This window comes from Cupriavidus sp. FW305-F7 (genome assembly GCF_058782875.1).
The window spans coordinates 247,769-270,635 of sequence record NZ_JBYSYC010000001.1 but is presented as its reverse complement, the minus strand read 5'-3'; the positions used below and the strand labels follow the sequence as shown (position 1 = coordinate 270,635).

At 62.3% G+C, this 22,867-nt stretch carries 20 protein-coding genes and 2 pseudogenes; 17 read left to right on the top strand and 5 right to left on the bottom strand.

Translation table 11 applies throughout. The annotated features are described in order from the left end of the window. Positions 1-57 precede the first annotated feature (57 nt). From flgB to AC3WL8_RS01155, 14 genes and pseudogenes are all read left to right on the top strand, one after another. Positions 58-465, top strand: coding sequence for a flagellar basal body rod protein FlgB (gene flgB, locus AC3WL8_RS01220; RefSeq protein WP_013951957.1), 408 nt, complete (start codon positions 58-60; stop codon positions 463-465). Between the two features lie 24 nt (positions 466-489). Next, the gene (flgC, locus tag AC3WL8_RS01215; protein WP_010812667.1) at positions 490-897 is read left to right on the top strand and encodes a flagellar basal body rod protein FlgC; all 408 of its coding nucleotides are present in this window, start codon (positions 490-492) and stop codon (positions 895-897) included. Positions 898-952: 55 nt separating this feature from the next. Next, positions 953-1,624, top strand: coding sequence for a flagellar hook assembly protein FlgD (gene flgD / locus AC3WL8_RS01210; RefSeq protein WP_013951958.1), 672 nt, complete (start codon positions 953-955; stop codon positions 1,622-1,624). 68 nt (positions 1,625-1,692) lie between these two features. Then, entirely contained in the window at positions 1,693-2,934 is a 1,242-nt protein-coding gene (flgE, locus tag AC3WL8_RS01205; protein ID WP_013951959.1) for a flagellar hook protein FlgE, read from the top strand. Positions 2,935-2,960: 26 nt separating this feature from the next. Beyond that, positions 2,961-3,704: a flagellar basal body rod protein FlgF gene (locus AC3WL8_RS01200; RefSeq protein ID WP_013951960.1), complete on the top strand. Its 744-nt coding sequence runs from the start codon at positions 2,961-2,963 to the stop codon at positions 3,702-3,704. Positions 3,705-3,758: 54 nt separating this feature from the next. Continuing rightward, on the top strand, positions 3,759-4,544 hold the full coding sequence (flgG, locus tag AC3WL8_RS01195; protein WP_010812663.1) for a flagellar basal-body rod protein FlgG: 786 nt from the start codon (positions 3,759-3,761) through the stop codon (positions 4,542-4,544). Positions 4,545-4,555: 11 nt separating this feature from the next. Next, positions 4,556-5,254, top strand: a complete 699-nt coding sequence (flgH, locus tag AC3WL8_RS01190; RefSeq protein ID WP_153954580.1) for a flagellar basal body L-ring protein FlgH — start codon at positions 4,556-4,558, stop codon at positions 5,252-5,254. Continuing rightward, the gene (locus tag AC3WL8_RS01185; RefSeq protein WP_013951962.1) at positions 5,238-6,407 is read left to right on the top strand and encodes a flagellar basal body P-ring protein FlgI; all 1,170 of its coding nucleotides are present in this window, start codon (positions 5,238-5,240) and stop codon (positions 6,405-6,407) included. Before flgH ends, AC3WL8_RS01185 begins: the two co-directional genes overlap by 17 nt. 2 nt (positions 6,408-6,409) lie before the next feature. Then, a complete protein-coding gene (gene flgJ / locus AC3WL8_RS01180) occupies positions 6,410-7,453 on the top strand; it encodes a flagellar assembly peptidoglycan hydrolase FlgJ (protein ID WP_211979576.1) in 1,044 nt (347 codons plus the stop codon). 309 nt (positions 7,454-7,762) lie between these two features. Beyond that, a pseudogene (locus tag AC3WL8_RS01175) lies at positions 7,763-8,718 on the top strand (IS110 family RNA-guided transposase); the annotation flags it as partial. A gap of 256 nt (positions 8,719-8,974) precedes the next feature. Further along, positions 8,975-10,900, top strand: coding sequence for a flagellar hook-associated protein FlgK (gene flgK / locus AC3WL8_RS01170; protein ID WP_211979577.1), 1,926 nt, complete (start codon positions 8,975-8,977; stop codon positions 10,898-10,900). 46 nt (positions 10,901-10,946) lie between these two features. Further along, a complete protein-coding gene (gene flgL / locus AC3WL8_RS01165; RefSeq protein ID WP_013951966.1) occupies positions 10,947-12,176 on the top strand; it encodes a flagellar hook-associated protein FlgL in 1,230 nt (409 codons plus the stop codon). A gap of 593 nt (positions 12,177-12,769) precedes the next feature. Next, complete coding sequence (locus AC3WL8_RS01160) at positions 12,770-13,213, top strand: GNAT family N-acetyltransferase (protein ID WP_041228519.1); 444 nt, start codon at positions 12,770-12,772, stop codon at positions 13,211-13,213. 1,134 nt (positions 13,214-14,347) lie between these two features. Beyond that, positions 14,348-14,653, top strand: a pseudogene (locus AC3WL8_RS01155) (SOS response-associated peptidase family protein); the annotation flags it as partial. Positions 14,654-15,016: 363 nt separating this feature from the next. Here AC3WL8_RS01155 and AC3WL8_RS01150 read toward each other — a convergent pair. The 3 genes from AC3WL8_RS01150 to AC3WL8_RS01140 all read right to left on the bottom strand — a co-directional run bounded on the left by AC3WL8_RS01150 (position 15,017) and on the right by AC3WL8_RS01140 (position 17,152). Further along, complete coding sequence (locus tag AC3WL8_RS01150; protein WP_013951971.1) at positions 15,017-15,256, bottom strand: DUF2789 domain-containing protein; 240 nt, start codon at positions 15,254-15,256, stop codon at positions 15,017-15,019. Between the two features lie 347 nt (positions 15,257-15,603). Then, positions 15,604-16,302, bottom strand: coding sequence for a hydrolase (locus AC3WL8_RS01145; RefSeq protein WP_013951972.1), 699 nt, complete (start codon positions 16,300-16,302; stop codon positions 15,604-15,606). Between the two features lie 610 nt (positions 16,303-16,912). Then, positions 16,913-17,152, bottom strand: coding sequence for a hypothetical protein (locus AC3WL8_RS01140; protein ID WP_013951973.1), 240 nt, complete (start codon positions 17,150-17,152; stop codon positions 16,913-16,915). A gap of 381 nt (positions 17,153-17,533) precedes the next feature. On the opposite strand from AC3WL8_RS01140, the gene AC3WL8_RS01135 reads away from it, so the two are divergent. Both AC3WL8_RS01135 and AC3WL8_RS01130 read left to right on the top strand, forming a co-directional pair. After that, positions 17,534-18,454 (top strand): AraC family transcriptional regulator, encoded by a 921-nt coding sequence (locus AC3WL8_RS01135; RefSeq protein WP_041228522.1) that lies wholly within the window; start codon positions 17,534-17,536, stop codon positions 18,452-18,454. Positions 18,455-18,663: 209 nt separating this feature from the next. Beyond that, positions 18,664-19,374, top strand: coding sequence for a response regulator transcription factor (locus tag AC3WL8_RS01130; RefSeq protein ID WP_211982237.1), 711 nt, complete (start codon positions 18,664-18,666; stop codon positions 19,372-19,374). Between the two features lie 72 nt (positions 19,375-19,446). On the opposite strand, the gene AC3WL8_RS01125 is transcribed toward AC3WL8_RS01130, so the two are convergent. Then, positions 19,447-19,839, bottom strand: a complete 393-nt coding sequence (locus AC3WL8_RS01125) for a response regulator transcription factor (protein ID WP_041228523.1) — start codon at positions 19,837-19,839, stop codon at positions 19,447-19,449. Positions 19,840-20,603: 764 nt separating this feature from the next. On the opposite strand from AC3WL8_RS01125, the gene AC3WL8_RS01120 reads away from it, so the two are divergent. Next, positions 20,604-21,728 carry an IS110 family RNA-guided transposase gene (locus AC3WL8_RS01120; RefSeq protein ID WP_211979578.1) on the top strand — a complete coding sequence of 375 codons (1,125 nt, stop codon included), beginning with the start codon at positions 20,604-20,606 and terminating at the stop codon, positions 21,726-21,728. 407 nt (positions 21,729-22,135) lie between these two features. Here the strand turns inward: AC3WL8_RS01120 and AC3WL8_RS01115 are convergent, their stop codons facing one another. Beyond that, a complete protein-coding gene (locus AC3WL8_RS01115) occupies positions 22,136-22,864 on the bottom strand; it encodes a YoaK family protein (protein WP_211979579.1) in 729 nt (242 codons plus the stop codon). Positions 22,865-22,867 lie beyond the last annotated feature (3 nt).

Genomic DNA, 22,867 nt, shown 5'->3' with positions numbered 1-22,867 from the left:
AGATGGCAACCCTGAAGAAGGTCGTTCGCTCCGTTCATGTGAGCAGGGAGATGCCAGATGATTGACAGACTCGACGCGGCACTACGTTTCCAGCAGGAAGCGCTGAGCCTGCGCAACCAGCGGCAGTCGGTGATTGCCTCCAACATCGCGCACGCGGACACGCCCGGCTACAAGGCGCGCGACTTTGATTTTTCCAGCACGCTGGCGCAGAGCGTCGAACGCGGCCACCGCAATGAAGGCATGTCGCTGTCCACCACCTCGATACGCCATCTGCCCGCGCAGGCCCCGGGGCGCGAGGAATTCGACCTGGCCTACCGCATCCCGCTGCAGTCCAGCGTCGACGGCAACACCGTGGAAATGGATACCGAGCGCGTGGCCTTTGCCGACAACGCCGTGCACTTCGAGTCCGGCCTGACGGTGATGAATTCGAAGATCAAGACCATGCTGGCCGCGATCCAGCAATAAATCGAGCAGTAAGGGAGAGAGCGCATGCCGGCAATGAACATCTTCGACGTCGCGGGCTCGGCCATGGCCGCGCAGTCGCAGCGCATGAACGTGACCGCCTCCAACCTGGCCAATGCCGACAGCGTGGTCAGCCCCGACGGCCAGGCCTATCGCGCCAAGCAGGTCGTGTTCGGCATGGCGCCCACGCCGGGGCAGACGGACATCGGCGGCGTGCAGGTGCGAGGCGTGTCGGAAGACCCGTCGCCGCCGCGCATGGTGCACAACCCTACGCACCCCATGGCCAATGCCCAGGGCTATGTGGTGATGCCCAACGTCAACCCGGTGGAAGAGATGGTCAACATGATCTCGGCCTCGCGCTCCTACCAGGCCAACGTGGAAGTGCTCAACACCGCCAAGAACATGATGCTCAAGACGCTGACGATCGGCCAGTGACAAGCCCCGGCCTGTATCGGCAACGCCTCCACCCGCACGCAGACAACGAACCGACATGACAACCACCTCCGCGGTAGGCAGCAACAGCAACACCCAGGGTATCAACGATGCCCTCAAGAGCGGCAGCGCCAGTGCGTCCGAGCTGCAGAACAACTTCCTGACCATGCTCGTCACGCAGATGAACAACCAGGACCCGCTCAACCCGATGGACAACGCGCAGCTGACCTCGCAGCTGGCGCAGATCAGCACGGTCAGCGGCATGCAGACCATGAACGCCACCCTGTCGCAGTTGCTGTCGCAGGTCAGCGCCAGCCGCGCCATGGACTCCGCGGCGCTGATCGGCCATACCGTGATGGTGCCGGGCAAGCAGGTGTCGGTGGCAGGCGGCGTACCGGGCAAGTTTGGCCTGGACCTACCGTCGACCGCGGATGCGGTCACCGTCGACGTGCTCGACAAGGACGGCAACGTGGTGCGCACCATCGACATGAAGGGGCAGACCGCGGGCGTGCACAACGTCGCATGGGACGGCAAGAACAACGCCGGCGCGGCCGTGGCCGACGGCGACTACACCTTCAAGGTGACCGCCACCGCCAACGGCACCTCGGTGCAGCCGGTGGCGCTGGTCTACGGCAAGGTCCAGAGCATCAGCGGCGACGCCAGCGGCGTGCTGGTGGACCTGGGCGACGGACAGACCGCGAACGTCGACGACGTACGGCGCATTCTCTAAAACGCAGGTGCCGGCAGCGCACAGGCGCCGGCCGGCTTCAATGACAGCCTAGTCAAAAGGAAGCAATCATGGGTTTCGGTCAAGGGGTAAGCGGCCTGAACGCCGCCGCGTCCAATCTGGACGTGATTGGCAACAACATCGCCAATGCCAACACGGTTGGCTACAAGCAATCGGCCGCGCAGTTTGCCGACATCTACGCGGGCACCAAGATCGGCCTGGGCGTGCGCGTGAACTCGGTGGTGCAGTCCTTCAACCAGGGCAATATCGAAGCCTCCGGGCGTGCGCTGGACGTGGCCATCACCAACGGCAACGGCTTCTTCCGCCTGACCAGCCCGGAAGGCGCGGTCTACTACTCGCGCAACGGCCAGTTCCAGCGCCAGGAAGACGGCCGCATCACCAATATGCAGGGCCTGCAGGTGACCGGCTATCCCGCCGGCGTGGCCGGCGGTGCCGGTGTGCAGCCGCAGCCGCTGGTGGTCAGCAACGCGCAGATGGAGCCCAAGGCCACCAGCAACATCACGGCCAAGTTCCAGCTGGATTCGCGCAGCAAGGTGCCGGCCAACCCGTTCCCGACGGCAGCCGTGCCGCCGGCGACGACGCCCGCGCCCGACAGCAGCATGTTCAACTACAGCACGGCGATCAACGTCTATGACTCGCTGGGCAACAAGCAGCAGCTGATGGCGTACTTCGCCAAGTCAGGGGGCGCGCCCACTGTTGGCGGCGGCACTGACTGGAAGATGTATGTCACCGACGTCAACGGCAACCCGGTCGGCGGCGCACCGCTCACGCTCGCGTTCGACAACGCCGGCGCGCTGAAGTCGCCCGCGGCCAATGCCGTGACCCTGACCCAGCCGGCCGCCAACGGCGCGCAGGCCATGACGATGGCGCTGGACCTGACCGGCACCACCCAGTTCGGCGCCGACAACGACGTCAAGCAGCTCAGCCAGAACGGCTACACCTCGGGCAGCCTGCTGGGCTTCTCGGTCAATGGCGACGGCACCATCACCGGCAGCTATTCCAACGAGCAGACCAAGCCGCTCGGCCAGATCGTGATGGCCGCATTCGGCAACGTCGAAGGCCTGAAGCCGGAGGGCGACAACGTGTGGTCGGCCACCGGTGCCTCCGGCCAGGCGCTGGTCGGTACGGCCGGCGGCAGCATGGGCACGCTGCGCTCCAATGCGGTGGAAGCTTCCAACGTGGACCTGTCCGGCCAGCTGGTCAACCTGATCGTTGCGCAGCGCAACTACCAGGCCAATGCGCAGACCATCAAGGCGCAGGACACGGTCATGCAGACCCTGGTCAACCTGTGACCGCCACGCTGAGCTGAGCCGCCGCCATGGACCGCATGATCTACACTGCCCTGTCGGGCGCCAAGCAGATACTCGACCAGCAAGCGGCGGTATCGAACAACCTCGCCAACGTCTCCACGCCGGCCTTCCGCGCGCAGGTCAACCTGTACCGCGCGGTGCCGGTGGTGGGGCCGGAGGCGGGGACGCGCGCCTTTACGCTGGCCTCGACCCCCGGCGCCGACATGCGCGCCGGTCCGCTGACCTACACCGGCCGCACGCTGGATGTAGCGCTGCAGGGCAATGGCTGGCTGGTGGTGCAGGCACCGGACGGCACCGAGGCCTACACCCGTGCCGGCGCGCTGCAGGTGGCGCAGGACGGCCAGGTGCAGACCATCTCCGGCCTGCCGGTGATGGGCGACGGCGGTCCGCTGGCGGTGCCGCCAGGCTCGCAGGTAACCATCGGCACCGACGGCACCATCACCGCGCGCGGCCCCGGCGAAGCCTCCGCCGGCCTGGCGCCGGTGGGCCGGCTGCGCGTGGTCAACCCGCCCAACGACGCCATCGCGCGCGGCGATGACGGCCTGTTCCGCCTGCGCCCCGGCGCCCAGCCGCTGGAGGCCGATCCCACTGTGCGCGTGATCTCGGGCGCTCTGGAAGGCAGCAACGTCAACCCGACCGAAGCCATGGTCGAGATGATTGCCAATGCCCGCCGCTTCGAGATGCAGATGAAGATGATCCAGGGCGCCGACGGCAACGAGCAGCGCGCCAACCAGCTGCTCTCGACCAACTGACCTGAATGACTGACCGGCACGGCGCGCCGTGCCAGGACCAACGCAAGGACCACCATGATCCGCTCTCTCTGGATTGCCAAGACCGGCCTCGATGCGCAGCAGACGCAGATGGACGTGATCTCGAACAACCTGGCCAACGTGTCGACCAACGGCTTCAAGCGCGGCCGCGCGGTGTTCGAGGAACTGATGTACCAGACCATCCGCCAGCCCGGCGCGCTGTCGTCGGACCAGACCACGCTGCCTTCCGGCATGCAGCTGGGCACCGGCGTGCGCCCCGTGGCCACCGAGCGCATCCACACCCAGGGCAACCCGCAGCAGACCGGCAATGCCAAGGACGTGGCCATCCTGGGCCAGGGCTTCTTCCAGGTGGCGCTGCCCGACGGCACCACCGCATACACGCGCGACGGCTCGTTCCAGGTGGACCAGAACGGCCAGCTGGTGACCTCCAGCGGCTTCGTGATCCAGCCCGCCATCACCATTCCGGCCAATACGCTGTCGATGACCATCGCGCGCGACGGCACCGTGTCGGTGACGCAGCCGGGCTCCAGCGCCAACGTGCAGGTGGGGCAGCTGCAGCTGGCCACCTTCATGAACCCAGCCGGCCTGGAAAGCATGGGCGAGAACCTGTACGTGCAGACCGATGCCTCGGGCGCGCCCAACACCACCGTGCCGGGCCTGAACGGCGCTGGCGTGGTGCAGCAGAACTACGTGGAAGCGTCCAACGTGAACGTGGTGGAAGAACTGGTCAGCATGATCCAGACGCAGCGCGCGTATGAGATCAACAGCAAGGCCGTGCAGGCATCCGACCAGATGCTGCAGCGCCTGTCGCAACTGGGTTGATTGGTGTGAACATGGCCACCTTGCTTTCCCGCCTAGGCGCGCATGCGCTGGTTTGCCTGGCCGGCGTGGCAATGCTGGCCAGCGGCGGCTGCGCGCTGATGCCGCGCGAGCCGCTGGTGCAACTGCCCACCACCGCGCGCGCAGAGCCGCGGCCGATGGGCCCGGCTTCCGGCTCGATCTACCAGTCGTCCTACGCCGGCAACCCGCTGTTCGAGGACCGGCGTCCGCGCAATGTGGGCGACATCCTGACGATCCTGATCACGGAGAACGTCAACGCCAGCAAGAATTCCGGCACCAATGCCAGCCGCACCGGCAACACCGCGCTGGCGTTCGACGCCGTGCCGCGCGCGCTCAGCGGCCTGTTCAACAGCAGCAGCAACGCCAGCATCAACGGCGCCAACACCATGAAGGCCAGCGGCGGCGCCAGCGCGGCCAATACCTTCAACGGCACCATCACCGTGACCGTGCTGGAGGTGCTGACCAACGGCAACCTGGTGGTCTCCGGCGAAAAGCAGATGGCCATCAACCAGGGCGCCGAGTTCATCCGCTTCTCCGGCGTGGTCAATCCGCGCACGATCACCGGCGACAACGCCGTGCTGTCGACGCAGGTCGCCGATGCGCGCATCGAATACACCGCCAAGGGCGTGATCGACGAAGCGCAGAACATGGGCTGGCTGCAGCGCTTCTTCCTCAATGTTTCTCCGTTCTGACCGCGCCATGTCCGCTCCCATGCTCGCCCGTTTTCTGTCCCGCCTGCTGCGCCTGAGCGTGATCAGCCTGGCGCTGGGCGTGGCCTTCGGAGCCTTTGCCACCGTTGCCAAGGCCGAACGCCTGAAGAACCTGGCCACGTTCCAGGGCGTGCGCGAGAACCCGCTGGTGGGCTACGGCCTGGTGGTCGGCCTGGACAACACCGGCGACCAGACCATGCAGACGCCGTTCACCACGCAGAGCCTGACCAACATGCTCTCGCAGCTGGGGATCACGCTGCCGGCCGGCAAGAACATGCAGCTCAAGAACGTGGCGGCGGTGATGGTGACCGCCTCGCTGCCCGCGTTCGCGCAGCCCGGCAGCCAGCTGGACATCGTGGTGTCGTCGATGGGCAATGCCAAGAGCCTGCGCGGCGGCACGCTGCTGATGACCCCGCTCAAGGGCGCCGACGGCCAGGTCTATGCCATCGCCCAGGGCAATATGCTGGTGGGCGGCGCGGGGGCGTCGGCCAACGGCAGCAAGGTTCAGATCAACCAGCTGGCGGTGGGGCGCATCGCCAACGGCGCGATCGTGGAGCGCGCGGTGGCGCCGTTCCAGCCAGATGGCGGCGTGCTCAACCTGGAACTGAAGGATACCGATTTCGGCACCGCCGAGCGCGTGGTGGAAGCCATCAACCGCTCCATGGGCGGCGGCGTTGCCGCGGCGCTGGACGGGCGCGTGGTGCAGGTGCGTGCGCCGGCGTCGGCGGCCGCGCGCGTGGGCTTCCTGGCCCGCATAGAGAACATCGACGTGACCCCGGCCAAGGCCGCGGCCAAGGTGATCCTGAACGCCCGCACCGGCTCCATCGTGATGAACCAGGCCGTGACCGTGGAAGACTGTGCGGTCGCGCACGGCAACCTGTCGGTGGTGATCAACACGCAACCCGTGATCAGCCAGCCCGCGCCATTTAGCGAAGGGCGGACGGTGGTGGCGCCGGTGTCGCAGATCGACATGAAGCAGCAGGGCGGCTCGCTGCAGATCGTCAAGGCGGGCGCCTCGCTGGCCGCCGTGGTCAAGGGGCTGAACGCGCTGGGCGCAACTCCGGCCGACCTGCAGACCATCCTGGAAGCCATGCGCGCGGCCGGGGCGCTGCGTGCCGAGCTGGAAGTGATCTGACCATGAACACGGCACGACCCCCGCAGGCGGCGGAGCTGACGCAGCGCTTCGCGCTGGACACGCAGGGCTTCGAGGCGCTCAAGCACAGCGCGCGCGGCGGCGCCGACGCCAATACGCTGCAAGCCGTCGCCAAGCAGTTCGAGGCGGTGTTCACGCAGATGGTGCTCAAGAGCATGCGCGATGCCACGCCGCAGGACGGCCTCTTCGACAACGAGCAGAGCAAGCTCTATATGTCGATGATGGACCAGCAGCTTGCGCAGCAGATGTCGTCGCGCGGGATCGGCCTGGCCGATGTGATGGTGCGCCAGCTGGCGCGTGCCACGGGCACGGCGATGCCGGCCGGCATGAGCGCCATGAGCCCGGCCGAGTCAGGCAAGGCGGCCGATGCCGAGATGGCAAGGCTGCTCGACAGCCGCGGCGCCGGGGCGGTCCCGGCCGACGCCGGCGAGCAGGCCGACCTGCCGGCGCTCGGTACCATCGTGCCGGGGCAGAACTGGAATCCCACGGCCGGCCTGCGCCAGTACCAGCCGCAGTGGTACGCGGACCGCGGCCAGGGTGAGGACAAGCTGGGACGGCTGCCGGACGACGCGCCGGCCCACGTCAGCGCCTTTGTCGCCCGCATGGCCGGACCCGCGGAAGCCGCCGCGCGCGCCAGCGGCGTGCCGGCGCGGCTGATCGTAGGCCAGGCCGCGCTGGAATCCGGCTGGGGCCAGCGCGAGATCACGCACGCCGACGGCTCTACCACCTTCAATGTCTTCGGCATCAAGGCCGGCGCCAGCTGGAAGGGGCGCGTGGCGGAGATCACCACCACGGAATATGTCGACGGGCAGCCGCAGAAGGTGCGGGCGAAGTTCCGTGCCTATGGCTCGTATGACGAGGCCTGTGCCGACTATGCCCGCCTGCTGACGAACAACCCGCGTTACGCGGGCGTGGTCAGCGCGGCGTCTGCTGAAGAGGCGGCGCATGGCCTGCAGCGCGCGGGCTATGCCACCGATCCGGCGTACGGGCACAAGCTGGTGAAGATCATGAAGAAGGTGGCGGCCTGAGGGCAGGGGTGTTGCCCTAGCGCCGGCCGTAGCTGACACCGTATGGTCGCGGCACCCCTCTCCCGCCTGGCGGGAGAGGGGTGGGGGAGAGGGCAGGAGCGTCCCTTGCAAGAGAGGATATCGCGAGGCACAGGCCTACCCTCTCCCCCGGCCCCTCTCCCGCAAGCGGGAGAGATGGTATGAACACCGCCGCCCTTCGGGGCTAGCGTAGGCACTCGGCCGGAAATGCAAAGGGGCTCTCGCTTGACCGACGGCATCGATGTGCCAAGGTGAAAGTTCGACCAATCACTTGAGGTAAGGAGAGCCCGAATGAATGCTACGACATACGGACTGGATATTGCAAAGTCGGTTTTCCAGATGTATTGGGTAGACCCCTCCACTGGCCAGATCCATAACCAACGCTTCTCCCAGCCCCGGCTGATTCAGTTTCTGTCCAACTGTCCGGCCGGTCACTTTGCCCTGGAAGCTTGCGGCGGCTCACACTGGTGGGCGCGCAAGATCCAAAGTTTGGGGATCAAGCCACCATGCTCAATCCGCGCTATGTCCGCTCGTTCGTACGCACCAACAAGACTGATGCTGCCGATGCGCGTGCCATATGGACGGCTGCACTCCAACCGGGGATGCCCAGCGTGCCGGTAAAGACTGAGGCCCAGCAGGCTCTGCTGGGCTTGCACCGGATTCGCTCCGAGCTGGTCGACACGCGTACACGGCGAGTCAATCAGCTTCGCGGATTGCTGGGCGAATTCGGGCTGCACTTCACCGCAGGTCGCCACGCCGGGTTGGCCGAAATACGCGCCCGTCGGGAAGAAATTGAGAACGCCGTGCCGCCTGTGCTGTGGTCGGCCTTGGCCCGGCAACTGGATGAAATCCGGCGTGAGGATGAGCAAATCCTGGAAATAGAGCGCGAGATCGCCAACTGGCTGCGCAGCCATCCCGCGGGGCAGACCGTCGAAGAGATTCCGGGCATTGGTCCGATTACCGCCTCGGCCCTGGTGGCGACCATGGGCTCTGCCCAAGCCTTCCGCTCAGGCAGAGCCTTCGCGGCAAGCTTGGGTCTGGTGCCAAGACAGTCGGGCTCTGGCGGCAAAGTACAGTTGGGCGGGATCAGCAAACGGGGCGACCCATACCTGCGGCGCCTGCTCATCCATGGGGCTCGCATCGTGCTGACCCGATCCAGAAAACGGCCGGCCTGGGCTGAAGCCCTGCTGGCACGTCGCCCCACCCCATTGGGCCACCAAGCCCGCCATGAGAGATTAGGACGTTCCTAGCTACTTCCATCGAGGCCGCGGTCATATCACCGCACAAGGCCGGATATAAGACCGCAGCCGATACCTAACACGTCAAAACACTTAACCCAAACCTTGGCATCCGGGCGGTGTTCATATAAGGGGAGCAAACCTGCAGGATCTGGAGAACGCCACTTCCACACCTAAAGTCCCGCCCCCAACCAGCCGATAACTTCCACATCCACCACCGCCGGCCCTCGCCGCGGCAGTCCCATCCATCCGGGGTCAGAGCACAATGTCTCTCTTCAGTATTGGTCTTTCCGGCCTGAACACCGCGCAGAACGCGCTGACGACGACCGGCCACAACTTTGCCAATTCGGCGACCGAAGGCTATTCGCGCCAGAACACCATCGTGGCCTCGGCCGGCGGCCAGTACACCAGCCAGGGTTTCTATGGCTTCGGCTCCAACACCACCACGGTGATCCGCGTCTATGACGAGTTCCTGACCGGCCAGCTGCGCGGCGCCACCTCGGCCAGCGCATCGCTGGCGGCGTACTCGGACCAGATCGCCCAGATCGACAACCTGCTCGCCGACCAGAAGGGCGGCCTGGCGCCGCTGATGCAGAAGTTCTTCGCGGCGGTGCAGGCCGTGGCCGACACCCCCGCCGATCCGGCAGCGCGCCAGGGCATGCTATCGGCCGGACAGGCGCTGGTGGGGCAGGTGCGCTCGGCCAGCAACTACTTCAAGCAGCTGCAAGCGGGCGTCAATGAGCAGGTCGGCACCGCCGTCACGCAGGTCAACGCGTATACCAAGCAGATTGCCAACCTGAACCAGGAAATCACCCGCCTGAAGGCTGCCTCCGGCGGCCAGCCGCCCAACGATCTGCTGGACCAGCGCGACCAGGCCGTGGCGGAGCTGACCAAGCTGGTCGGCGCCAAGGTGGTGGTGCAGGACAGCGGCACCTACAACGTCTTCGTCGGTAACGGCCAGCCGCTGGTGATGGGCAATGACGCGTACGCGCTGAAGGCGGTTGCCTCGGCGGCCGATCCCAACCGTACCGTGGTGGCCTATACCCTGCCCAACGGCAATGTGTTCGAGAGCGAGCCGGGCGCGATCACCGGCGGCTCGCTGGGCGGCCTGCTGCAGTTCCGCACCGAATCCCTGGACGCGGCGCAGAGCGCCATCGGCCGGCTGTCGCTGGCGATCGGCCAGAGCTTCAATGCGCAGCACGAGCTGGGCATTGACCTGAACGGCGCCATTGGCACCGACATGTTTGCACTGGGTGGTGCCACCGCCATCCCCAACGCCAACAACACCGTGAAAACCACGGTGGCAACGGCCAAGATCGCCAATGCCTCGGCCCTGACCACCAGCGACTACAAGCTGCAGTTCGACGGCACCAACTACACGCTGACGCGCCTCTCCGACAACCAGCAAGTGGTCGCGCCGGTGCCCGCCGGCGGCGCCAGCTATCCGCTGCAGTTCAGCGCCGACGGCTTCACCGTCGAGATCAATGCGGCGATGGGCACCAACGATTCGTTCACGATCCAGCCCACGCGCAATGCCGCCACCGGCTTCGACATGGCGATCAGCGACCCGGCCAGGATCGCCGCGGCATCGCCGGCACACGTCGAAGCGGGAGCCTTGAACAAGGGCAGCGGCACGGCAAGCCTGAGCAACGTCGCGCCCGGCTTTACACTGCCGGCCGCCAATATCACTGCCGAGTTCGACGGCAGCCTCAACAAGTACGTCTTCAAGGTTGGCGGCACCGTGATGGCGCCACAGCCGGTGGGCGTAGCCAACGGCAGCAATACCGACTTCACCCTCAACGGCCTGACCTTCAGCTTCGGCGGCACGCCCAAGGCCGGCGACACCTTCACGCTGGTCAGCAACGCTGGCGCGGTCAAGGACAACGGCAACATGCTGGCGCTGGCCAAGCTGCAGAACGCCAAGACTATCGGCGGCGTGTCCAGCTTCAGCGAAGGCTACGCGCAGCTGGTCAACGACGTCGGCACGCGCGCCAAGTCGGTCAAGATCGCCTCGGCCTCGCAGGACAGCATCACCACGCAGATCAAGACCGCGCAGCAATCGGTGTCCGGCGTCAACATGGACGAGGAGACTGTGTCGATGCTGCGCTTCCAGCAGCTGTACCAGGCCAATGCCAGGGTGATCCAGACGGCCGGCACGCTGTTCGACACCATCATCGGCATCGGCAGGTAAGCGGCGGCACCCAAAAGCGTCAGCAGAGTCAGAAGAGGTAACCAATATGCGCGTTGCAAGCTCCACCCTGTACCAGCAAGGCCTGGCTTCGATGAACTACCAGCAGGGCTCGCTGCTGCATATCCAGCAGCAGCTCGGCACCGGCCGCAGCATCCTGACGCCGTCCGACGATCCCGTCGGCGCCACCCGCGCGCTGGGCGTGAGCCAGGCACAGGCCGTCAACGGCCAGTACGCAACCTCGCGCAAGCAGGCCAATATCGCGCTGGCCGCGGAAGAGAACGCGCTGCAGTCCGTGACCACCGTCACGCAGAACATCCAGACGCTGCTGGTCCAGGCCGGCAACGGCACCATGAGCGATGCCGACCGCGGCTCGCTGGCCACGGCGCTGGAAGGCCTGTATAACCAGTTGGCGGGACTGGCCAACTCCGACGACGGCAACGGCCAGTACCTGTTCGGCGGCACCCGCTCCGGCAGCGCGCCGTTCACGCAGAGCACGGGCCCCGGCACCTACATCGGCGACAACGGCCAGCAACTGCTGCAGGTCGATGTGGCGCGCCAGATGCCCGCCGGCAACACCGGGCGGGAAGTGTTCATGAGCGTGACCGGCGGCGCCGGCTATGTTGTCAAGGGCAATGCCAACAACACCGGCAGCGCCACGTTCGGCACGGTGTCGACCACGAACCCCAGCGATCCCAACTATGGGCTCTCGATGGAGGTCAAGTTTGCGACCAATGCCAGCGGCCAGATGGAATACACCATCACCGACCTGTCGGCAGGCACGACCCCCGCACCGGTCGTGAAGGGCCCCGTTGCCTACACGTCGCCAGCCCATATCGACGTCGCCGGCGTCAGCTTCAACGTGACCGGCGACCCCAAGGACGGCGACACCATGACCATGGATCCCGCCAGCAAGGCCGGCACCGACATGTTCGCCAACCTGCAGACGGTGATCGACACGCTGCGCCAGCCCACCCCCAACAACAGCGATCGGGCCCATCTTGGCAACGTCATCTCCACCGCCACGCGCCAGTTCTCCAACTCGCTCGACAACGTTCTGACCGTGCGCGCATCGGTGGGCTCGCGCATGAATGAACTGGATGCGCTGGACGACGTGGGGTCCAATCGCGACCTGACCTATGCGCAGACGCTGTCGGGGCTGCAGGATCTGGATTACGCGAAGGCGATCACCGAGTATTACCAGCGGCAGACAGCGCTGCAGGGGGCGCAGCAGTCGTTTATGCAGATTCAGGGAATGAATTTGTTTAAGTATTTGTAAGGCGGGTGGGGCGCCCGATATTGAGGAAGTGGCAATGAAAAATACATAACTGCGAAAACCACAAATAAATAGGTGCTCAGCACATCCCAATCAGGCTGTATTCCTTGTCCAGTAAGGCTGGCAGCTATATTTTTGCGATGATGCGCACTAGACGTTCCGGAGCATCACCCGCGGCTCCGCAGCGCTCAATGTAGATTCCTATTTCTTCATCGCAGTGAGTGCTTGCAAACTGTTATGTGGCCCTTCGTCGATATTATGATGTGAAATTAATCCGACTTATATCAGAGTTAAGAGTGGCAATGTGCGTTGAAGAACATTGATGACTCAGTCGGGTGAAAGAATTTATCTCCACTAGGACATACTGTCTAGAAGAGCGAGCCTTTAGCACGACGCGCTTTCGGGGGACTTTTATTGTGGTTAGCAGGACCGCCTTTTGATGAAGAGGCAGAAAATGTGACAGTATATTCCTCAGTCATTGACGTATGACACTGGCCGATATAGCAAATCGGGAAGACGCGCGGATGCACGGCGCACCTTTGTGAGGTGATACGCTCAATCGGTCGTACGCACGTCGGGAGGCCAGGATAAAAAGAATGATAAAAGACATGCGAATCCGGGCAGCCGTCCCTGCAGATATGCAGGCCGTCTCGCAGGTGCTCCACTCCTGCGGTTTGCCCATCAGCGATATGGACCACTTGTCCCGCCTCTTCAGTCTGGCGGTCCTAGGGGAAAAGGTAATCGGTTGCGCCTGCGGTGAAATATATGGCGAGACGGTCATCATCCAATCCGTTGCGGTTCTAGCGGAGTGTCGGGGCCACCAGGTTGCCACTCATCTTGTCGGGGCTGTCTTGATGCGTGCCCGCGCCCATGGCTGCACCAAGGCTGCGGTGCTCACGTCTGAATATCCCGCATTCTTTGCCCGCTTTGGGTTCACACTCACCGCCGTCGGCGAGATGCCGCAAGAAATGCAGCTATCGAAGGAGTTCGTTCGACGCTTCGGCGCGAGAACGCATTGCATGTGCCGGCGACTCGATTGACGAATTCATTGGTAGAGCTTGCATCAAGCTCAATCAGCCTGGCAAAAAGAAGGCCCGTGAGGCGCGAACCTCAGCGGGCACTATCAATCGGTCTTTCGACCACGCAGAGAAGGAGATTGCAGCTGTTGCGGAGATACCCAACCAAGCTGTTTAAGAGTAAGGCAAGCCGAAGCAAATTGCTAGGCATGCGGACCGTTCAATCTTGAAACGCAGCCCGAACTTCGCCATGACGCTCGCAGCAATATGGTTCTGAGGAACGTTTAGATGCAGCCACGACTGAAAGTCGACTTACATTTCCGCTGTCGTCTTATACAACCGCCGAGTGAACAGGCCGTCAAACGAGATAGTTGAGAGTTGCCGGGAACAATTCCCGAACGTGCGCCGCTGGTTCTGCGAAATCAGGACCTGATTGGCCTCATTGCTTGCGTGCCCTAACAACGAGTTGATTTGAATGGAGCGACCGAGGTTGTCGGGTTCATGCGACATCTCAGTGGACATTTTAGATTCCCCCGCCCCCCTCGTTAGTGGGACCCATTTTCGGGCATTGTCGATTGCTGCTCACGCCGCAGCGGCCTATGATGGATTGCAAATATTGCACCACACAGGTATCTGGTCATGGCTACTGTCGCCTTGGTCGCATATGGAGGTGGCGCTCGGGTATCGGGGGTCAAATGGACGACGAGGGTTACAAGCCTTGGCGGCGTCGCTGGTTGCGCTTGCATTCGCGGTCGCTGCTAGCTAACTCGCTGGCATTGGCGGCGGAGGTCGAGCTGGAGGCGTATCTAAGAGAAATGCGCACCGCCTACCGCAACTATGGCGACTTCACTGAGAATGAGATTGACTTCATTTTTCGGCGAGTTCGTCGAGGCATCCAACGGATGCCGACGCCTCACAGCGCACCGCAGTGCGCGCGGCGAGCGCGTGGACGAATCCGGGCACTTGGCCAGCGTTTAATGACGGAGGCTGCATGGCTCAATGCACGTGTGCCGTAGTACTCGAGCGGCCCAACCACGAACTTTATTTTTCGGCAAATCCAGTCGCCAGGGCGCATTGCCCTAGCTCCTTCTCCGCGCCAACTGGCCGGAGGCCTGAAGAACAGAGAACCCCAAAACCGGTCGCAAAGATGGACCTTGTTTCCTAGCAGCCTTGGCATATTGGGCACCTGGCGTATCCGTTCAGCCTGAGGGGGCAGGTTTTGTCCTCATTACCGACGATGCCAAAGGAGGTCTAACCGATGTCAATGACAGCCGGCCTGTCGTACTGTCTGGCGTGAATGCCGCAGCATGGGTAGACCCAGAGCTAACGCCTCGGGGAGCGTCAGTGTTGATGCACCAGCATTGCCTCCCCGCCGAAGCCTTCCAGTGGTGGGAAGTAGGCGTGGCAATCGGCAACGTGCTGAATCAGGGCAAGGAACTGATACGGAGCGTTGCCGCAGTTTGAGCAGTCCCTGGGGACAGATACGACTGATTTTTCCTCTCGGCCATGGCATTTGCGGTAGAGGACGCGCTTTACTACTTGCTGGTCTTCTTCACTTTCTCCTTTGGCAAAGCAGATGGGGCTTCGGGTTCGGAAACGAAGGAAGTCGGGGCCACCGTACCAGGCGTTGCTGTTGCGCTTGTCTTGTCGGTGGCCTGGACCTGGGTTGCTTGACCGCTACAAGACTGAAACAAACAGCGCGGCGACTGTTCGACCGCCGCCGGGTCCTGCGGCGAGCGGAGCAGCATTCGTGTCAATACACCGGTTCCGTGCAGCAACAGCATTGGCCTCAGTCAGGAATTGGAGCAGGTCTCCAGCACCGTTCCGTCAAGCAGTTGTGCGCAACGCAAGATTCAATTGGTCCACGGCCTGTGCCCAGTCTGCATCCTCGTCAAATTCGTCGCGCAGCAAGGCTGCCTGGGCCGGCGTCCAGAATGGTGCTTCCCAAAGATTGATGTCTTGCGGTAACGGCGAATGCTTTGCAATGAACGCAAGGATGTCCGCTTTGCTGGATGGCAAGCCGAGCTGGGCGAACAGGTCAGAAAACTGGTGAAATGGGGTGTCCATGGGAAACGTCCGGGAAGCAGGGTTTTGGCGGATGAAATGAAAGTGTGGCCGTAGGACTGCGCTTTTCTTACCAGGGAGCGGCGCTCGCGTTAAAGGGCTGTTCTGCCCAGCTATGCATGGCCCGCGCAATCAGCGCGCAAACGGCGAGGGTGCCTGAGAGAACGCCCAGTGACGAAGACGTGTGGGCGTGTGCATTAAAGCCGGTAAGGAATGCAAACGCCGCCATTTCCCACTTTGTGGCGATCTTCTTGTCGTGTGTCATTTTTCAGTGAGCCGTGGCGGCGTTGCAGCCGAAGGTTGTATGGCGCCGAAAACTACAGAAAGCTTTCGGCGCAGACTGGAGTTGTTTAGTTCTCAATCACTGGCGCATGCACGGGCGCGATCGACTCGTGCGTGGTTGCAGTACGTTGCGCGGCCTTGTGGACCATCGTGTAGGCATAGTCCACGCCCATGCCGTAGGCGCCAGAGTGTTCCTTGACGAGCTTCATCACGGCGTCATAGGTATCGCGGTGTGCCCAGTCACGCTGCCATTCGAGCAGCACCTGCTGCCAAGTCACCGGTACCACGCCGGCCTGGATCATGCGCTGCATCGCGTAGTCGTGGGCTTCTTTGGTCGTGCCGCCCGAGGCATCGGCCACCATGTAGATTTCATAGTCGCCTTCGAGCATCGCACTCAGGGCGAAGGTGGTATTGCAGACTTCGGTCCACAGGCCTGCCACGACGATCTTCTTGCGGCCATCAGCGGCCAGCGCGTCGCGCACCTTCTGGTCATCCCAGGAATTCATCGAGGTGCGCTCCAGCGTTTCCTTGCCGGGGAACACGTCCAGGATCTCTGGGTAGGTATAGCCGGAGAACGACTCGCTCTCCACCGTGGTGATGGTGGTCGGCACGTCGAAGATCTTGGCCGCCTTGGCCAGGCCCACGACGTTGTTCTTCATGGTCTGGCGGTCCATCGACTGCACGCCAAAGGCCATCTGGGGCTGATGGTCGATGATGATCAGTTGGCTGTTGTGCGGGGTCAGGACTTCCAGCTTGGCGTTCGACATGATTTCTCTCCAAAAAATTTGATTCAACGATTTGAGTTTTGGTTGCCGGCGCGAATTCGCAACACTGCGTTGTTGCGCTGTCCATGTGCAGAACTATACCGATCGACACATCCCAGAGAGCGGCCTATCTCCGCAATAGTTATTCAAAAAAATTGAATTCCGTTCGTCGAGACGCGAGAGAACCCTGTCCTGGTGGGTCCATCGCCCTTGGAAGAAGCGCAACATGAGTTCCGCGGCGTCGAGCGTCATCGTCTTGCAAGTGCGTACCTTGTTAAGGTCGCTGGGTGACCAGCCGTTTGTTGAAAATCGCCGCGCGAGCGATATAGCGCGACAAATAGAGAGCAGGTTCCTACGAATGGACGACCGGCGTAGACCGCCCAATCACATGTGCGTATGCAAGGCACTGGGTGAAGCCGGATGGCCAGAGTGGCCGCCGAAGAAGTGCAACCGGCCACCGGCGATACGCCACGTCGAGAGCTTCGAAGTAGCGGCGGCAGCCGTAAAGTACTGCCTCGTTGTACTAGGCGATGGCCTTAATGGGTGCCGGCAGCGGCAAGAGCGCCAATTGTCGACCCTGTGAGCCGCAGCGCGTACATCGTCACCGGCTCGTCTACAAGGCTTTCAGTGCGCGGCAAAGGAAGTGAGCGGCGCGAACCGCCAGGTCGAAGGACGGGTCACGCGCCAGTTCGCGACCGGCCACGCAAATGATCCAGTCTCCCCTTTTGCGTTCGCAGCTCATCATCTGGTCTTCCATCTGATCTGAGAACCAGCGCCACAACGTCGCGTCTTGTTCATTGGCATGGGCCGCTGCCTGGAGCTGGGCCGTCTTTAAGCAGATGTTGCCATTCATGGAATCTCCGTGTTTGCTCATCCCGTGTCTGTCTCAAGTGCCGGGCTAGCGCGGCCAAATGTTGACTTGGGGCTTGTGCACTTTATTCGGATGAGCCCACAGTTTCCATCGTCTTCTGGTATGACTGGCCTACACGCTTGGCGCGTCTGTAACGTATTCGGCATCCAGGCCGGCAAGCATGTCGCGATCTGCTTGAAGATCGGGGGGCGATATCAGCAGCCTTAATTCCTTCGGAGTTGGCGATGATAGTATGTTCTCCAGGCAGTCGTCTGACTGCAGGAAGGCGGGCGCTTTTCGAGCTGCCAGCGTCAATGGTATTTTCAGTAACGCAAGGTCGCCCGGTCGTGTCTGGCTTGGCGCGACGATCATGACTACCTGGCCATGCGACTCTCCACATCTACTCACGAATCTGCCAAGCCGGCCATTCAGCGCGACTCATTGGGGTGCTTGTCGGAGGCATTGCGATACGATCAGGCGCTTGCCGCCGGCGATCTCAATTTCTACCGCAAGAGTTCCGTGATTGAGCGGATGAGTCAGGTAGTGACCCCAGCTTCAGCACGAGGGTTTCTGGTTGGCGTCTCTCTGATGGAAGGCCATCGTCGACGCATTTTTCGTCCGAATCAGGCGAACATGCATGCATTCGAGGCAGGTTCCATCTATCTGCGGAACTTCCAGGATGACTACAAGGCGGACATGTATGGGACGTTTGATTTCGTACTCATCGAACTGCCGCGCCCCTTCATGGAGCGTACAGCCCTGGAACTTGGCTGCCCCGCAGGTCTTGAACTGCGGCATGCCGCGGCGCAGACGGACGCCGTGCTGGCCCATCTCGCCCAGGCACTCTTACCCGCGCTCGCGCGGCCTGAAGGCGCGAGCAGGTTGTTTATCGATCAACTCGGACACGTGATCGGCACATACCTGGTCGAACACTATGGAGGTGTCAATCGGGGACGCATTCCCTCCATTGGCCGACTTTCGCCTCGCATACTTGCGCGGGCGCAGGAGTTCCTCGCGGCGCGGCTGGACGACGGAAACGTGTCCATTGCCGAGGTTGCGGATGCGTGTCAATTGTCCCGAAGTCATTTTTCCCGGGCATTTCGGCAGAGTACCGGCAAAACACCGCATGAATGGCTGCTGGAGCGTCGCCTCGAGCGCGCGGCGGCACTGCTGCGCACCACGGACTTGCCGATAGCTGGGATTGCCGCGTCGTGCGGCTTTGCGGATCAGAGCCATCTCACACGCAGCTTCTCTAAGAAGCTTGGCCTCACGCCGGGTGACTGGCGGAGCGGTCGGCAGGACTAGGCACGCCTGGTGCCAGCACTTGCCAGCCATTATCTGGCCCGCGCTGAGCACAAAAAGACAATGGAGCGCACACGCGTTCAAGCCAAAGGGCTGGCGTAACACTACATTGCTGTCGGGTGCGTCGTATCTCCCCACATGGAGTCATGGGGTGATCGCGCCTCTGATGTCGATGCTACGTGGAGGGCCCTACCGTGACTGCTGTATTACCGATGCGCGCCGAATCAGCGCCGCAGGACGACGCGGTGGTCCTTGTTGTCGATGATGACTTGCAGGTCCGAAACGCGCTGGGAAGCCTATTTCGTTCAGTCGGCATCCACGCCGTGCTGCTCGGATCGGCGGCCGAGCTTTTTGCCTTCGGCTTCCCAGATGCGCCTTGTTGCCTGGTTCTCGATGTGCGCCTGAAGGGGCAAAGTGGCTTGGATGTGCAAGCCCGCATGGCAGAGCTCGGCATTCATATTCCCATCATCTTCATGACCGGCTACGGGGACATTCCGATGACGGTTGCTGCCATGAAGGCGGGGGCAGAACACTTTCTTTCCAAGCCGTTCCGTGAACAGGAACTGCTCGATGCCGTCACGGAGGCACTACAGAAGGAGGGCTCGCGGCGTGAGCGCTTGTGCCGATTGGCTGCAGTGCGCGACTGCTTCCGTTCCCTGACGCCGCGGGAGAGTGAGGTCATGGCGCATGCCGCATCAGGTTTGACAAACAAGGAGATTGCCGCCGCCATGTGCATCAGCGTGGTGACTGTCAAAGTTCATCGATGCCAGGCAATGCGAAAAATGAGAGCTCGGAGTTTCGCCGATCTGGTGCTTCTTGCGCAAACTCTCGGTCTCGTGCTGCTTCCCTCTGAGTCCGAAGCTGATGAGCAGCCTGCCATCCGGCTGCAGCCTAGACAGCTTGGAACCGCAACCATAGCGTAGGGACGGCGTCGGGCAGCGTGCAGAGGATGAAGGTGATGTAAGGACGTCTCATCGATCCACTGCACGACACACTCACGATGGAGGAGAGTCCGTCTTGCGAGGACGAATTGCTTTTTCAATGCATCGGATCATGTCCGTGTCCTGAAATGGCTTGTAAAGAACGCACGTCGCACCCATTGCCTTGGCACGCTGATCGAATCCCTCATGCGCAAATGCTGTCATGAAAATGACAGGCATATCGAGATTGCGTGCGCGCAAGGCCTCTATCAAAGCGAAGCCGTCCATGCCGGGCATTTGCGCGTCCGTGATCACGCAGGACATGCAAGGCAGCGAAGTGCACCGCAGTAGCTCTTGGCCGCCTCCGAACAACTGCACGCCAAAATCGAGCGAACGCAGCAGCCCCCCCATGGCATTTCGGACGGCGACATCGTCGTCAACTATTGCGATCGTGGGGCGAGCTATCACACTGACTCCTTGAACACGCGCTGAGCGCCGGCATTGCTCTGCTGGAAGAGTAACGCCGAACCTGTGCACACCCTATCATACGATGGTATCGCCGATTCCTCGGGTGCACGTCCCACGCTACGTTGCGATGAAGTCACGCTGGCCAGGAAAATCAGTCCCCCCGCGATAGTGAGGCAGCCAGCTATTCTGTCCGTGTCATACCAAGGTATTACATGCATAGCTGCGTCGAAATGGCGCCGCTCTGGGAGTTCTGATTGTCGGTGACCGGTGCGCCCGCAGCCGTGGTGAGAGTGTCTCTGTTCATCGTGATTCTTCTTGTTGGTGAAGGAGATTGGGGGGCTTCGTGCCGGCGATCAGTACACGGATGCGAAACCAGAGGGGGCAGCCGATGAGTCACCCTTCCCCGCGCAGGATGCGCAGGACTGTCCGTCGCACAGTGCACTGATCCGGCTACACAGGACCTGGCTATGGCCGACCACTTGTTTGGGGGCGAACTCCGGACCCGTACAGCAAGGTGACCGGACAGGCTTCCAAACGCCGATTGAGGTCAATGTCAGTTGCAGCGTGTCGTGATCCTGCAAAGCCAGGAGAGATTAATTGGCGATGCAGGATGTGGCCATTGTCTGTTCGTATTAGTCAGTATGACTCCCCTGGGGGCAAGAGGGCTGGCCCGCCGCGAGGAATCAAACGCGGGTTAGCATCACTGCCAGAGCCGCATGGTGTGGACAGTGCCACACCCGGCGATTTCCAGCGCGGAGGCCAGCATGGAACACGATAGCACTTTGTATGTAGGTCTTGACGTCCATAAGGACTCGATCACGGTCGCCTATGCAATCGGCATGGGTGAGGTCGAGCTGCTTAGCAAGATCGGTACTTCAAAGGCCGATATCGATCGCCTGTGCAAGCGCCTGCAGTCCAAAGCGCGCCGGATCCGCATCGTCTACGAGGCGGGCCCATGCGGATATGGCCTTTACCGGCAGCTTGCAGGGAAGGGATTCGAGTGCATGGTGTGCGCGCCGTCGCTGATCCCGAAGAAGCCCGGCGAGCGCGTCAAGACCGATCGTCGCGATGCGGTCAAGCTCGTGCGATCGCTGCGCGCCGGTGACCTCTCGGCCGTGTACGTGCCCAGCGTCGAAGACGAAGCATTCCGGGATCTGTCACGCGCCTGGGTCAGCGCCAAGGACGATCTGAAGCGGGCCCAACAAAGGCTGAAAGCTTTTCTGCTCTCGCACGGTGTTCGCTACACCGGCAGAGCCGACTGGGGACCGGCGCACCGGCGCTGGATCAGTGCCTTTGCGTTCGACGCCGTGTGGCAACAACTTGCCTTTGACGAATATCGACGGACCATCGAGGATCGGCTCGCCCAATGCAACCGTCTCGAAGCGGCCTTGCGCGAAGCCGTGGTCAACTGGCACTTCTATCCGGCCGTACTGGGGCTGCAGGCCATGCGCGGTGTGCAGTTCACCACGGCGATAGGCATCCTCGCCGAGTTGGGCGATCTCTCGCGCTTTGTCCATCCGCGCCAACTGATGGCCTGGCTCGGGGTGACACCCGCTGAACACTCATCGGGAGAAAAACGACGGCGGGGCAGCATCACCAAGAACGGCAATAGCTATGCAAGAAAGCTACTGATCGAAGCCGCTTGGAGTTACTGGCACCCCGCACGCGTGAGCCCCGAGATTCAGCGCCGGCACGAAGGCATCCCTAAGGCCATCGTTGACCGGTCCTGGGACGCCCAGACTCGACTGTGCCGGCGCTATCGGAAACTTGCCACACGCGGCAAGAACCCGAACATTGCGGTGGTCGCGGTGGCCCGCGAACTGAGCGGGTTCATCTGGGACATCAGCCGGCTTGCGATGTCGCTTGCCGAACCGAACGAGGCAACGTAACCCAGCACCTAGCAACATCTCAGTTTCCTGAAGGCGGCGTAGCCCGGCACCACGAGCAACCCGCGCTCCAGCTAGGCAACGGACTTCATCCGACTTGCGGCATTAGATAGCGGCAGGCTCATTGGGCGGACCTCTGTAATGCGGTAGCCAACCCGCGGATATCAGCCTGATCCACCGTCGAGACTTACTGCTACGTCGCCCTCAGGAAATTGGGCCCCCTCAATATGGAACTGTGAAACTGAACCAAACCAATCTCGATTGACACCGGGAGTCATATCAGCTGGCTGGGTCTTCGGCCTGGTCGCGGACTTTGGAATGCTGTTTGCTCAGTTCGGCACTGGTAGCGGCGATGTGAGAGCGGTGAACCGAGGAAGGCGAGGGCGTCTCGAATTCACACGTCTGCCAATTCACTTCTGCAGGCTGTTCGCGCCATTGCGCCAAGTCAGGAAACTGAGCGCCGTCAGCAATACGGCTGGCAGCATTACACACCAGAGCGAAAGCATCGAATAGCCAAGGGCGCCGAGAGCGGCGCCCGATGCGAAACCCGCGAGCGCCGGTACCATCTTTTTGAGCCGACCGCGTATGGCTTTGTCTTCCGCCTCAGATGCGGATGGCAGGTCCACCAGGTCGATGATAATTTGCGTCGTATTTCCGGTCATGATCGTGGTGGGGCCGAGGTCTGACAAGGACGTCCGGGACAGTGAGTTCTGAATACCCATGGCCACTACGGCAAGCATGCCGGCGCCGACGGCTGCAGGCGTACTTGGATCGGAAATGGGAGAGGCGTGGAACCCTGCAACTATGAAGAGAACCAGCGCCAAGGCCTCGGCAAACAGCAACAGCGAGGGTGCCGATTGTTTGTCCCGTACGATGCGTGACTCGGTCAGCCTGGCGGCGGCAACCGCCAAGGCAAAAGTCGGAAGCGCAAGCAGTTTTGCGAGCAGGCCCGCAGAATCACCGGCGATGTCGACGCCGATCATCACGAAGTTTCCTGTCACGTGCGCAGTAAACAGGCCGAATAGTGAAATGAACCCGACCACGTCTACATAGCCGGCGACGAAGGCCAGGATGCAGCCGAACGCCGGTCCTGAAAGATCCGCGCGGCGACCGGCGTCAGGAAGCTGTGTGGGTGTCAATGC